Genomic DNA, 13123 nt, shown 5'->3' on the forward strand with positions numbered 1-13123 from the left:
CCTGCATTCACCGCCATGCGAAGATGAAGCAGCCCAGCGCCACGATGGCGGTGATGGTGCGGACATGGTTCCACATCACCCAGTCCCTGAGATAGGTGGCCCATACCGCGGCGCCGTTGGCGCTTGCCGGATCGACCGCGGCCAGGGCGTTGTTAAGCGGCACGTTGAACATCATCGTCACGATTGGGTTGCCGACGAGGTAGATCAGGGCGCCGGCGAGGAGCCAGAACGAACCCGGTTGGCTCCAGCCGATAAGAGCGCCGGCGGCAAGGACAAGACAGACCAGCCCGGTGCCGAAAAGCGCGGTCATGAATGCCGGCGCAATCACGGTGATGTTGATCGAATTCATGGCGGCGATGCCGCCTCCGGCAGGCAAGCGGGCGAGCGCCGGCATGATAAAGTTGGAGAAGGCGAAGAAAACGCCGCCGACAACGCCTGAGCCAATGGCAGCGACGAAGGTGAGGGTGGGAAGCAGTTTCATGATCATGTCAGTTCCTCCGGCTTCAGATTCGAGCAGTTCGATTGGTGTGTCGTCTAAAAATATGAATGATCCTCACATTTGCAAAACGTGATAAACCCTCGTATTTTCTCAGTCAAGCCATTTTTCTGGAGACAGTCATGGAAGGCACCGCTGCACCGGGTTCCCGCAACGAGCAGATCGCATCGCCGCGCCGGGCACCGAGCCAGCAGCGCAGCCGCGAGCGGGTCGAGCGCATGCTGGCCGCCGCCTCGGCGCTGATCGCCGAGCAAGGCAGCGACGCCATGCGCATGGGCGAGGTGGCCGAGAGGGCCGGCGTGTCGATTGGCTCGCTCTACCAGTTCTTCCCCGACAAGAGGGCGATCATCTGGGCGCTGGCCGAACGCTACACCGCCGAAAGCCAGGCCTGCATTGCGGCAACGCTAGCCGAGGTCAATGACGCCGAAGGCCTGCGCCGGGCATTTTCGGAACTGGTGGATATCTACTACGGAATGTTCCTGGCGGAGCCGGTGATGCGCGACATCTGGTCGGGCACGCAGGCCGACAAGGCGCTGCGCGAACTCGAGCTTGCCGACAGCCGGGCCAACGCCGAATTCCTTACAGCCGTGCTGAAACGGCTGCGGCCATCCGCCGATCCGGAAGCGCTCGAAACGACGGCGTTCCTCATCTGGCAGATGGGCGAGGCCGCAATGCGGCTGGCGATCTCGGTCGGGCGGCAAGAAGGCGACAGGCTGGTCGCGGCCTACAAGCGGATGGCCCTGCGCGAGTTGCTCGGCGGGTAGGGCCGTATTTTCCCAACAAAAAACCCGCCACGAAGGCGGGTTTCTCGATCTGCGAAACGCCAATGCGGCCTAGAGGCCGAAGCCTTCGAAACGCTTCTTGAACTTCGACAGGCGGCCACCGCGGTCGAGCAGGGTCTGCTGGCCGCCAGTCCAGGCCGGATGGGTGGTGGGGTCGATATCGAGGTTCATCGTATCGCCTTCCTTGCCCCAGGTCGAACGGGTCATGTATTCGGTGCCGTCGGTCATGACGACCTTGATGGTGTGGTAGTCGGGATGGATATCGGTCTTCATGGGTCTGTTCCTGGCTTGCCGGGTGCTGCCGACGGGCTGAAGCCTGCGTCGATGCGCCCCTTTTTAAAACTCGAAGCCGCAGCTATTGAGGAGCCACGGCTTCTAAAACGGTCGGCGAGCCTATACATCAGCCGGAATTGAATCACAAGGCCGCGGCAAGCGCATATTGATGGCGCAAGCCTCAAAGGGCCAAAGGAAACGGTCATGGCGAACATCAGCGGCGATGCAGACGAGCGCAGGCGCTCGCTGAGGCCGCTGCAGCGCCTGTTTCCCTACATTACGCATTACCGCAAAATGGTCATCGGCGCGATCGTCTCGCTGGCCGTCGCTGCGGCGACGACGCTGGCGCTGCCGCTGGCCGTGCGGCGGATGATCGACCACGGTTTTTCCGCTTCCGATTCCAGCTTCATTGCCGAATATTTCGCCATGCTGGTGGTGATGGCCGCCGTTCTGGCGGCGGCGTCGGCCAGCCGCTACTATTTCGTCATCACGCTCGGCGAGCGCGTCGTTGCCGATATCCGCCGCGATGTCTTTGCCCACGTCACAAGACTGTCGCCATCCTTTTTCGACACGGCCCAGTCGGGCGAGATCGTCTCGCGGCTCGCCGCCGACACGACACAGGTCAAATCGGCCGTCGGTGCCACCGCCTCGGTGGCTTTGCGCAACGTCATCCTCGGCCTTGGCGCCGTGGCGATGATGGTCTTCACCAGCCCAAAACTGTCCGGCCTGGTCATCGCGGCCATTCCGCTGATCGTGCTGCCGCTGGTCGCCTTCGGCCGCTCGGTGCGGCGCAAGTCACGGCTGGCGCAGGATACTCTGGCCAATGCCACCGCCTACGCCAGCGAGCAGATCGGCGCGGTGCGCACCCTGCAGGCCTTCACCAACGAGAAGCTTGTAACCGGGTATTTTTCATCCGCCGTGGAAGCAGCGTTCGAAGCGGCGCGGGCCTCGATCTTTGCCCGCTCCTTTCTCACCTTCTTTGCCATCTTCATGATCTTTTCCTCGGTCGTGGCGGTGCTGTGGTTCGGTTCGCGCGACGTGCTCGACGGCACGCTGTCGCCAGGCACGCTTGGCCAATTCCTGCTCTATTCGGTGTTCGCCGCCGGCGCGCTCGGCGCCCTGTCGGAGGTCTGGGGCGAACTGTCCCAGGCAGCGGGCGCTGCCGAACGGCTGACCGAGATCCTGGCCGAGAAACCCGCGATCCAGGCGCCCGCCGATCCGAAGCCGCTGCCGGCAAAGGCGAGAGGTGCGATCAGCTTCGACGATGTCTCCTTCTCCTATCCGGCCCGGCCCGACCGCGCCGCCGTCCATGGCCTGAGCTTTCAGGTCAAACCCGGCGAGACGGTGGCGATCGTCGGGCCCTCGGGCGCCGGCAAGAGCACCGTGTTTTCGCTGCTTCTGCGCTTCTACGATCCGGAGGCCGGCAGGATCGTCATCGACGGGGTCGATCTGCGCGAGGCCGATCCGGCGGCGATCCGCGCGCGCATCGCCATCGTGCCGCAGGACGTCACCATCTTTGCCGCAAGCGCGCGCGACAATATCGGCTTTGGCCGGCCTGGCGCCAGCCAGGCCGAGATCGAGGCGGCGGCGAAGGACGCGCTTGCCGACGAGTTCATCCTGAAACTCGAAAAGGGCTATGACAGCCAGGTCGGCGAGCGCGGCGTGACGCTGTCGGGCGGCCAGCGCCAGCGCGTGGCGATCGCCCGCGCCATTTTGCGCGATGCGCCCATCCTGCTGCTCGACGAGGCGACTTCGGCGCTAGATGCCGAAAGCGAGACGCTGGTGCAGACGGCACTGGACCGGCTGATGCAGGGCCGCACCACGATCGTCATCGCCCATCGGCTGGCAACCGTGCTGAAGGCCGATCGCATCCTGGTCATGGATGGCGGCCGCATCGTCGAGGAAGGCACGCATCAGAGCCTGGTCGCCAAGGGCGGCATCTATGCGCGGCTGGCCAAGCTGCAGTTCGACACCGGGGCGAGTGCTTTCAGGGGCGCGGCCGAGTAGCATCGCTCCATCCGATGAAATCGGGATGAGGCTCCATCTTCTTGTTTGACCATGATCTTTTCCGAAAACCGGCATCCACTTTTCGGGATCATGGTGCCCCGCGGCGGCCGAGATTCTTCAGCTACCGAAAGCTCGGCGTTTGCCGCGTCGATAGGCGATGAACAGGGGAACGCCGACAAGCAACGACAACAAAAGCATGCTGGCGACGGTCTGTCGCTGCTCCTTTGCCGGATCGCTGAGCTGCACATCGGCAGGCGGCTCTTCATAGGTAAAATCGTACTGCCAGCGAACCTGGTCTGCGAGGTCATCGACGGTTTTCAGATAATCGGCAATCGCCTTGGCCGGTACTTCAGTCGCCAGCGTCTGAAAGTTCCATTCAACTTGAAATTCGGTGGGCGTGTTGGACCAGGATGCCTTGAGAGACAGATAGGGCGTCACGACGTTTTTCATCGACTCGCCGGAAAACCTCGCCTTGAGGTTGCGCACGGTCACCTTGTGGCGGCGGTAGAACTGGGGGCCGAGGGAGACGGGCCCGGTTCGGTCGACGATTGTCGGGGTTGGAAGAGAGTTGTTGCCGAGATCGGCCGCGCGGATCGGGAAATTCTTTGCCAGATCGTTGGCCGTCAGCGCTTCCGCCGGCAAGCGATAACTTTCCTTCACGCTCACTATGTTGCCGTCGCGGCGATCCACGATTTCCGGCTTGTCGATGGTTTGGATGCCCGGATATTGCTTGTTGTAGTATTTCAGGTAGGCGTCCGACACCTCGCTCAGCGACCGGCTGGCGAAATTGCCGCGCATCCAATCGGCATCGGCGTCCTCATATGTCGAGAAGACCGTCAGCACGAGGGGATCGCCCGGTTTCCGCGGAAAGTCGAATTCCTCGGCGATCTGGATCGATGGGCTGGTAAGCACAGGGCTCGGCATCTTCTCCAACCCGCCGGTGCTGGAAAGCGGCAGCGCGAAGCCGTAGTCGGGCTGTGCGAGATTGTGCGCCCCGCCGCCCTGAAGATAGTTCGTGGCGTCCAGCCAATATGTCTTTGCTCCGATCCTTGCCTTGACGATGGCATGGTCGAAATCGCGGAGCGCCGGCAGATGCTGGTCCAGGGCCCGTCCCTCGTCGAGATCGGCCAAGGCGACCTCGGCAGCAATGCCAAGCCGCACAAGCGACGAAACCAGCAGCAGGGCCTTGTCCTTGCAGTCACCGAACCCGCTCAGGATGACCGTCGCGGGATCACGCGGAACGTAGGAACCGGCACCCATCGACAGGCTTACATAGCGGATCTGGTCCTGCACCAGCCGCATTGCCTCGACCATCCGGTCTTCGGGCACCGGATGCCGCAGAGCGATGTCGTCGAGCTTTGCGGCAAAAGCCGGGGGAAAAACGGTCGCTGGCTTGTAATAGGGCGCAACGGCATCGACCACACTTTGCCAATTCGCGGTTGACGCGACATCGATGGAGCCCCAGCCTGGATAGGTCACGGGCAGGTTGTCCTCGACATTGACCGGTTTCGGGTTTGGAATCTCCCACAGATAGGTGGTATCCGGCCCAGTCGGGGAGATTGAGGGCTTGAGTCGGGTTCCCCTTGCCTTGATCTGGAGCGGCTGGTCCGAAGGCCAAATGATGCTTGTGCGGATAAGCGCTACCGGCTCTTCCCATTCGGTGGAGAAATTCTTGAAGAAAAGGTCCTTGCCGACCAGCGGCGTTATCTCATAGGTCGACCCGTAGTCGACGATGTCGCCGGTGCGCACATCATCGATGTTGACATGTGCTGTCAGCCAGCCGTCGAAGACACCCTTCTCGGCGTCTCTTTCCCTGCGGAAGATGTCGAATTCGACGCCTTCCAGCCGGTCCAGAACGGCACCATCGCGGATGATGTGAAGATGGTTGAGCGTGACCTTGTGCCGGGACGGATCGAACTGCAGATCGATACTCGCGCCACGATCCAGGCCGGGACGGTCGACGATCTTATAGACGGTGCGCGAGTACTCGACATAGCCGCCGGCGCGATGCTTGATCTGGTCGTCCGAGAGCAGCCATGAAACGCCATTCTTGATTTGATCCGATCGGGTGGGATCGGCAGCCGGAATATCAAGCTGCTTTACCCAGCTTTCTGCCGGACCCTTGAGAACCATGTCGTCGGACATGGCCGGAGAACTCAGGCCGATCAATAAGATGAAAAATACCAAGCGGGGCCAGAAAGACTTCATCCTATGAAAACTGTAACAGACAGACATCTACGCTCGCCCAACTTGGAAGAACTCCTTTTTCAGAGGCTTTCCCACCAAAGTAAAGGCCAGTTTCGCGGATTTCTGCAGTCACCGCGGCAAGAACCTGGAATAGACGAAGCGGCTCAGTTCCCGTACCGCTTCTTCAGATGGTCAGTGAAATGTGCGGCATCGAGCTTTTCGCCGGTAGCGCGTTCGAGCAGTTCCGGTGTCGACCAGCGCGAGCCTTGCGACCAGATCCTTTTGCGGCGCCAGTCGTTGATCGCGGCGAAATCTCCCTTGGCGAGGTCTTCGTCGGCTGAAGGATGATCCCTGGTCAGCGCCGCCCATTGCTGCGCCGCCATCATGGCGCCCAGCGTGTAGGAGGGGAAATAGCCGAAGGCGGCACCCGGCCAGTGGACGTCCTGCATCGGACCGTCAGCCGGATTGTCTGATGTCGACAGGCCGAGATAATCGCGCATCTTGGCATCCCAGGCTTCGGGCAGGTCGGCTGCTTCCAGCCGTCCCGAGACAAGCTCCTGCTCCAGCTCGTAGCGCAGGATGACGTGCAGCGGATAGGTGACCTCGTCGGCATCGACGCGGATCAGGCCGCGCTCGACCCGGTGCACATGCGGCAGGATGTCGTCGATCGTCCAGCTCTCGCCGAGGTGTCTTTCGACCACCGGCAGCGCCCAGCGCCAGAATTCTGGATTGCGGCCGATCTGCTTTTCGACGAACAGGCTCTGGCTTTCATGCACCGCCATGCCGCGCGCTCTGCCCAGAGGCCAGTGCGCCCACGCCTTCGGCAGGTTCTGCTCGTACAGCGCATGGCCGGTCTCGTGCAGCACGCCCATCAGCGCCGAGAGGAAATCCGAGGTCTTGTAGCGGGTGGTGATGCGCACGTCGCTCGGCACGCCGCCGCAGAAGGGATGGTGCGAAACCGACAGCGAGCCGTGGGTGAGGTCGAAGCCGACCGCCGCCATCATGGCGAGGCCAAGCTCGCGCTGCTTGTCCAAGGGGTATCTGCCGGAAAGCGGCTTCAGCGGATGTTTCGCCAGCCGCTCTTCCTGCACGGCCAGTGCCTCCGGCACGAAGCCTTTCAGGAAGGTCTTCAACTCGACAAACACAGGCGTGATGTCGGCGGCGCGATTGCCCGGGTCATATTGCTCCATCAGCGCGTCGTAAGGCTCGAGCCCGAGCACCTCGGCGCGAAGGGCCGCCTCCTCGCGGACCAGCGCCACGACGCCTTCGAGCGCCGGTAGGAAGCCCGCCCAGTCGTTCTTGGCGCGCAGGTCGCGCCAGAGCTGCTCGGAGCGCATGCGCGCGGTCGTCAGGCGCTCGACGAACTCGACCGGCAGGCAGGTCAGGTTGGTGTATTGCCGGCGGAATTCCCTGACCGCGGCCTGCTGCTCTTCGTTCAGCGCCTCCTGCTCGGCCGCCGCGATCCAGTCGGCAATCTCCGGCGCAGTCGCCCGGGCATGGTGCATGCCGGCAAGCGCCGACATTGCCTCTGCGCGCTTCTCGCCGCCGCCGACCGCCATATGGGTCGCCTCGTCGGCGCCGAGGATGGCGAGGGCGTGTTCCAGCGCTTCGAGCTTGTGGCCGAGGTCGTCGAGTTTTTGAAAGGACATTGTGGGTTCCGCTGATTTGACGGCGGGAAAAGATACCAATGCAAAACTGTTGGCAACCCCGAAGCCGTCCGCGATCGACGCATCGACTGCCGGCTGCAACGGCCGAAAGCATCTTATGGAAGCGGTGGCGTGCGTGATCAATGTCGTCCGGCGGCGGCAGACCGCGATGGGGGAGACGAAAAATGATCGCCAATGTGCTGGTCGGGCTGGTGGCCGTGATCCACCTCTGCATCGTCTATCTTGAGATGGTGCTGTAGGACACGCCGCGCGGCCATATGGTATTCAGGCTGACGCCGGAATTCGCCAGGGCCTCGAAAGTGCTTGCTGCCAATCAGGGGCTTTACAACGGCTTTCTCGCAGCCGGCCTGACCTGGGGGCTTTACTTCGGCGAAGCCGGTTTTCAGTAGTCTTCTTCCTGCTCTGCGTCGCCGTCGCCGGCCTTTACGGCGGCAACGGCGGGCCGCAAAATCCTGTTCATCGAGACAGTGCCGGCAGTGCTGGCGCTGATTGCACTGGCGTTGGCTAGCCGCATGATCCCCGAACCGAAAGCTGGAAAAGGATCATGCGCAAAATCCATTGCCACACTGCCGGGCACTGCGGCCGATTTCAGCCGCCTGGATAAGTTGGGCCGTAGCCGTTGGGATAGTATCCGCCATCGGCGCCGTTGCCGATGAGGAAGGCACTGCCGGTGTCAGCGCGCAGCTTTTGGCTGACATCGTCGAGCTGCGCCAGCAACTGCTGATATTGCGTGCTCGGCATGGTTCCATCGCGTGCGGCCCTCTGGGCGGCCCGATCGAGTTGAGCGACCTGCGTGCGCAAGTCGCGCGCCTCGCCCGGCTCGAGCTTGTTCGCCCGGATGGCGCCCTGGATACCCGTCTCCACACTCTGGATCTGATTGATCAAGGCCGTCGCACGCGGGCCGGCGTAAGCGCCAGCAAACGGAACGGCGAGGAGCAGTGTGGCGAGCGTAGCAGTCCTGAGATTCGTGGGAGCGAAGAAGCGCATGGTTGCGTCTCCTTTACTGGGGAAGGCGGTGGTTGGGAGGGTCCTGCCTTCCGGCCGCGGGGCCGTCAGGTTCCGTCGCGTCGCGATGAGCGGTTCCACCGCCGGCGGTTCTCGGCCCATGACCAAGGCTAAAAGGCCATGGCGGCAAAGTGTAATTAAAAAAAGGTAATTTTTTCAGCTCTTGCCGCTGCCGCACCAATGCCCTAAATGCCGCCGACTTGAGCCGGCTCGAGCCGGCTCGACCTGGCGCATGATACAAGCCAAAGGCCTGCAGATCACCGCTCGGTCAGCTTCAACTCGATGCGGCGGTTCTTGTTGCGCGCCTCTTCGGTATCGGCGGGGTCGAGCGGCTGGAATTCGCCGAAGCCGGCCGCGACCAGCCGGTTGGCCGGCACGCCGTTCTCGATCAGGAACTTGACCACCGATGTCGAGCGCGCCGTCGACAATTCCCAATTGTCGCGGTAGCGGCCGGTGCCGGAGAGCGGCTTGTTGTCGGTGTGGCCATCGACGCGCAGCACCCAGTTGATCTCCGGCGGGATTTCCTTTTGCAATTCGATGATGGCATCGGCGAGCTTCTTCATCTCGAGCTTGCCGGCATCGTTGATCACCTCGGAGCCGGTCGGGAAAAGCACTTCCGACTGGAAGACGAAGCGGTCGCCGACGATGCGGATGTTCTCGCGGTCGGCAAGAATTTCACGTAAGCGGCCGAAGAAATCGGAGCGGTAGCGGTTTAGCTCCTGCACGCGTTGCGCCAGTGCGACGTTGAGGCGGCGGCCGAGATCGGCGATCTTGGTGTTGGATTCGCGGTCGCGCGTTTCGGACACGTCGAGCGCTTGTTCGAGCGCTGCGATCTGCCTGCGCAGCGCCGAAATCTGCTGGTTGAGGATCTCGACCTGGCTCAGCGCCTGCTGGCTGATCTGGCGCTGGCTGTCGAGCTCGCCGGAAAGTGCCGTCGCGCGCTGGTTGGCGGCATCGCCGGCACCGGCGCCTTGCGCCAGCAATTGCTCGAGCCGGCTCTTTTCCGCCTCCGATGCAGACAGCGATGCCTGCAAATTGGCAAGGGTGTCCTCCTTGTCCTGCGTCGTCGAGCGTTCCAGCGCCAGAAGCTGGGTCAACTCATTGATCTGCGAATTGAGGCGGTTGAGCACCGTGTCCTTGCCGGAGATCTCGCGGCCGAGCAGGAACTGCGCCAGCACGAAAACAGTCAGCAGGAACATGATCGCCAACAGCAGCGTCGACAGCGCATCGACGAAGCCCGGCCAGTAATCGATGCGGCGGTCGGAGCGCCGGCCTCGTGCCAACGCCACGTCAATGCACTCCAGGCTTCTTCAAGGCGTCGGCGATCTTCTCCAGGGTGTTGCGCATCGCCTTCTGCTCGTCCGACTGGGCCTCGACCCAGTCGCGCATGATCTGCTGTTCCGAACGCATGTTCTTGACCAGGCCGGAAATGCCGTCGGCGAGATTGGCCATGGCGGTGGCGACGCGCGGATTGGAGCCGCCGCCATTCTCCTGCAGAGTGCGCAGCTTTTCCGACAACAGCCGGATTTCCTCGGAAGGTTCGGTCTTGGCCGCGTCGGCAACGACGATGTCGGAGGACAGGTCGGTGACCGAGGACAGCCAGTTTTCGAGTTCGGTATAGAAGCGCGTCTGGGCGCGGCCGGCCTGCAGGTCGAGGAAGCCGAGCACCAGCGAGCCGGAGAGGCCGAACAGAGAGGACGAGAAGGCGGTGCCCATGCCGGCCAACGGAGCGGAAAGCCCCTGCTTCAGGGATTCGAGCACGGCCGCGGCATCGCCGGTGCCGGGATCGAGCGACTCGATGGTTTCGCGGATCGAGCCGATCGTGTTGAGCAGGCCCCAGAAGGTGCCGAGCAGGCCGAGGAACACCAGCAGTCCGACAAGATAGCGCGACGTGTCGCGGCTTTCGTCGAGCCGGGTGGCGATCGAATCCAGCATGGTGCGCATCGAACTGGTCGAGAAGGCAATCGTCGAGGAGCGGCCGATCATCGCCTTCATCGGCGCCAGCAGCACCGGTTCGGTGGTTTCGGAGCCGGCGCGGAACGAGTTGACCCAGCGCACCTCGCGGAACAGCCGGCCGACCTGGACGAAGGCCAGCAGGATGCCGACCGCCAGCACGCCGATGATCAGGCCGTTGAGGCCGGGATTGGTGACGAAGGCGGTCGAGATCTGGCGCGTCAGGATGGCGGCGATAAAGGCCACGATGAACAGAAAGATCACCATGGTCAGCAGAAACACCTGCGGGCTCGACAATTTGTGCGGATCGTAGATCAGAACGTCGGAGCGCCTGCCCATGCCGAAGGATCTGAGAAGAGTCATCCGTGCCCCGTTTCCGATGCCGTCGCCGCCGATCAATTTGTGTTTGCGACTCTAAACGGAATTGTGACGAAATTGAATGGCGCTTGGCAATATTGCCACTGTCCGCGACCGGAGGTCAAAGCCGGTTGATGACCAGGCAGTCGACCATGGCGGCCAGATGCAGGCCGGCGCCGGTGACGACAAAGCCATGCCACAGCGCATTGTGGAAGCGCAGGCCCTTCCAGGCGAAGAAGATCACGCCACAGGAGTAGACGATGCCGCCGGCAACGATGAGCGCGATCGATGTCGCCGGCAGCGTCCGCACGAGCGGCTCCACCAGAACGATACCGCTCCAGCCGATGGCTAGGTAGAAGACGATAGCCAGCCGGTCGAAACGGCCGGGAAGAAAGACCTTGATGGCGATGCCGACCGCCGCGGCGGTCCAGACCAGGACGATCATGGAAACGGCCAGCGGCGAGCCGCCGAGCTGGGCCAGGAAAGGCGTGTAGGTGGCAGCGATCAGCAGATAGATCGCGGCATGGTCGAAGCGCCGCAATATCCATTTTGCCGGCGACGACACCGGCCAGACATTGTAGGCCAGCGAAACCGACAGCACGGTGAGCAGCGAGACTACATAGAAGGCGGCGGCGACGTATTCGCCGGGGCCGGTTCGATAGGCGGCCAGTGCCAGCAGCGTCGAGCCGGCAGCGATCGCCAGCACGATGCCCACGGCGTGGACAATGCCGTCGGCGATGATCTCGGCGCGCGAGTAATGCCAGCGCCCCATAAAGGGAATGTCGAGCTGGGAGAGTTCGCTCTGGGGTTGGGGCCGGCTGTTCGTCATCGATGATCCTGCGCCACCTTATCTGGGCGGCCGCGGGACAGTATTTCAAGCTTTGGTTGCGGTTTTGCGACTGCGGCGGTTCAGCGCGGTGTGCCTCTATCAGCCGGCTGAGAGTGGCCTTTTGATAGTCTTCAACAGCGCGCGCTGGATGAGTTCGTTGCCGGCGACGAGTGAACCGGCGTTCAGCACATCCTGTCCCCCGGCGAAATCGGAGACGAACCCGCCCGCCTCGCGGATCAGCAAAATGCCGGCGGCGACATCCCAGGCCGACAGGCCGGTTTCCCAGAACCCGTCCATGCGGCCGGCGGCGACGTAGGCGAGATCGAGCGAGGCGGAGCCGAGACGGCGGACGCCAGAGACCTCGGCCATGACATTGCGCAACTCGATGAGGAAATTGCCGTGCTGGCCACGCCCGAGATGCGGCATGCCGCAGCCGATCACCGCATCGACCAGCTTGGTGCGGCCGGCGACGCGCAGCCGGCGGTCGTTCATGAAAGCGCCGCCGCCGCGCTCGGCGGTATAGAGCTCATCCATCGCCGGATTGTAGACGACGCCGGCGACGATCTGGCCCTGGCGCTCCAGCGCGATCGAAACGGCAAAGAGCGGAATGCCGTGCAGGAAATTGGTGGTGCCGTCGAGCGGGTCGACGATCCAGCGGTGCTGGCCGTCGTCGCCCTCGATCACGCCGCGTTCCTCCATCAGGAAGGCGTAGCCGGGCCGCGCCTTGGAGAGTTCGGCAAAGACGATGTCTTCGGCCTTGCGGTCGGCCTGGCTGACATAGTCGCCCGGCCCCTTCATCGAGACCTGCAGGTTCTGCACTTCGCCGAAGTCACGCGACAGCGAGCGGCCGGCCTTCATTGCGGCCTGGACCATGACATTGAGGATCGCGGAACGCGCCATTGCTGTTCTTCCTGTCGCTGCGCCTATCTGCCTTGACGCATGATCTTATCCAAAAAGTCTGCAACTCTTTGGGATCACGCCTCAGTCGGCGCGGCGCACGTAAGTGATTTCGTTGGTATCGACGATGATGCGCTCGCCCGAGCCGATGAACGGCGGCACCAGCACGCGGATGCCGTTTTCGAGTATCGCCGGCTTGTAGGACGAGGCTGCCGTCTGGCCCCTCACCACCGGGTCGGCCTCGGTGATGGTCAGCGTCACCTGGTCGGGCAGCGAAATACCGATCGGCCTTTCGTCATAGAGCTGGACCGTCACCATCATGCCGTCCTGCAGGAAGGCGGCGCGATCGCCGACGAACTCCTTTTGCAATTCGAGCTGCTCGTAGCTTTCGGTGTCCATGAACACCAGCGCGTCGCCCTGCTCGTAGAGGAAGGAAAAATCCTTCAGATCGAGCCGGATCTGCTCGACCGTCTCGGCCGAACGGAAGCGCTCGTTGAGCTTGGTGCCGTTGATCAGGTTCTTGAGTTCGACCTGGTTGTAGGCGCCGCCCTTGCCGGGCTTGACGGTGTTGGTCCTGACCGCCACCCAAAGGCCGCCATCATGCTCGATGACGTTGCCGGGACGGATTTCGTTGCCATTGATCTTGGCCATGGTGAGGTGATCCGGAAAT

The 13123-nt window shown here is 62.7% G+C and carries 12 protein-coding genes and 1 pseudogene; 3 read left to right on the top strand and 10 right to left on the bottom strand.

The genetic code is table 11. The features are described from left to right. Positions 1–7: 7 nt before the first annotated feature. Positions 8–487: an anthrone oxygenase family protein gene (locus tag NKH41_RS06165; protein WP_352767593.1), complete on the bottom strand. Its 480-nt coding sequence runs from the start codon at positions 485–487 to the stop codon at positions 8–10. 131 nt (positions 488–618) lie between these two features. Here NKH41_RS06165 and NKH41_RS06170 point away from each other — a divergent pair, with 131 nt between their 5' ends. After that, entirely contained in the window at positions 619–1260 is a 642-nt protein-coding gene (locus NKH41_RS06170) for a TetR family transcriptional regulator (RefSeq protein WP_352767595.1), read from the top strand. 69 nt (positions 1261–1329) lie between these two features. Here NKH41_RS06170 and rpmE read toward each other — a convergent pair whose 3' ends face one another. Next, positions 1330–1551 carry a 50S ribosomal protein L31 gene (gene rpmE / locus NKH41_RS06175; protein WP_006327661.1) on the bottom strand — a complete coding sequence of 74 codons (222 nt, stop codon included), beginning with the start codon at positions 1549–1551 and terminating at the stop codon, positions 1330–1332. Between the two features lie 204 nt (positions 1552–1755). Between rpmE and NKH41_RS06180 the strand changes: the two genes are divergently transcribed. Then, a complete protein-coding gene (locus NKH41_RS06180) occupies positions 1756–3558 on the top strand; it encodes an ABC transporter transmembrane domain-containing protein (RefSeq protein ID WP_352767596.1) in 1803 nt (600 codons plus the stop codon). A gap of 117 nt (positions 3559–3675) precedes the next feature. Here NKH41_RS06180 and NKH41_RS06185 read toward each other — a convergent pair whose 3' ends face one another. Together NKH41_RS06185 and NKH41_RS06190 are read right to left on the bottom strand one after the other, a co-directional pair. Next, positions 3676–5703: a DUF3857 domain-containing protein gene (locus tag NKH41_RS06185; RefSeq protein ID WP_352767598.1), complete on the bottom strand. Its 2028-nt coding sequence runs from the start codon at positions 5701–5703 to the stop codon at positions 3676–3678. A gap of 206 nt (positions 5704–5909) precedes the next feature. Next, a complete protein-coding gene (locus NKH41_RS06190; protein ID WP_352767600.1) occupies positions 5910–7394 on the bottom strand; it encodes a carboxypeptidase M32 in 1485 nt (494 codons plus the stop codon). Between the two features lie 182 nt (positions 7395–7576). Here NKH41_RS06190 and NKH41_RS06195 point away from each other — a divergent pair. Continuing rightward, a pseudogene (locus NKH41_RS06195) lies at positions 7577–7915 on the top strand (DUF1304 domain-containing protein); the annotation flags it as partial. 85 nt (positions 7916–8000) lie between these two features. Here the strand turns inward: NKH41_RS06195 and NKH41_RS06200 are convergent. The 6 genes from NKH41_RS06200 to efp all read right to left on the bottom strand — a co-directional run bounded on the left by NKH41_RS06200 (position 8001) and on the right by efp (position 13104). Continuing rightward, the gene (locus NKH41_RS06200) at positions 8001–8399 is read right to left on the bottom strand and encodes a hypothetical protein (protein WP_352742969.1); all 399 of its coding nucleotides are present in this window, start codon (positions 8397–8399) and stop codon (positions 8001–8003) included. A 275-nt stretch (positions 8400–8674) separates the two neighbouring features. Beyond that, positions 8675–9706: a peptidoglycan -binding protein gene (locus NKH41_RS06205; protein WP_352683348.1), complete on the bottom strand. Its 1032-nt coding sequence runs from the start codon at positions 9704–9706 to the stop codon at positions 8675–8677. A gap of 1 nt (position 9707) precedes the next feature. Continuing rightward, complete coding sequence (locus tag NKH41_RS06210; RefSeq protein ID WP_023678019.1) at positions 9708–10733, bottom strand: MotA/TolQ/ExbB proton channel family protein; 1026 nt, start codon at positions 10731–10733, stop codon at positions 9708–9710. Between the two features lie 115 nt (positions 10734–10848). After that, positions 10849–11556, bottom strand: coding sequence for a PAQR family membrane homeostasis protein TrhA (trhA, locus tag NKH41_RS06215; RefSeq protein ID WP_023678018.1), 708 nt, complete (start codon positions 11554–11556; stop codon positions 10849–10851). A 99-nt stretch (positions 11557–11655) separates the two neighbouring features. After that, positions 11656–12456 carry an inositol monophosphatase family protein gene (locus NKH41_RS06220; RefSeq protein WP_023678017.1) on the bottom strand — a complete coding sequence of 267 codons (801 nt, stop codon included), beginning with the start codon at positions 12454–12456 and terminating at the stop codon, positions 11656–11658. Between the two features lie 81 nt (positions 12457–12537). Then, positions 12538–13104 (bottom strand): elongation factor P, encoded by a 567-nt coding sequence (efp, locus tag NKH41_RS06225; RefSeq protein ID WP_023678016.1) that lies wholly within the window; start codon positions 13102–13104, stop codon positions 12538–12540. Between the last annotated feature and the right edge of the window lie 19 nt (positions 13105–13123).

It is taken from the genome of Mesorhizobium sp. M1169 (genome assembly GCF_040318345.1).
Classification (GTDB): domain Bacteria; phylum Pseudomonadota; class Alphaproteobacteria; order Rhizobiales; family Rhizobiaceae; genus Mesorhizobium.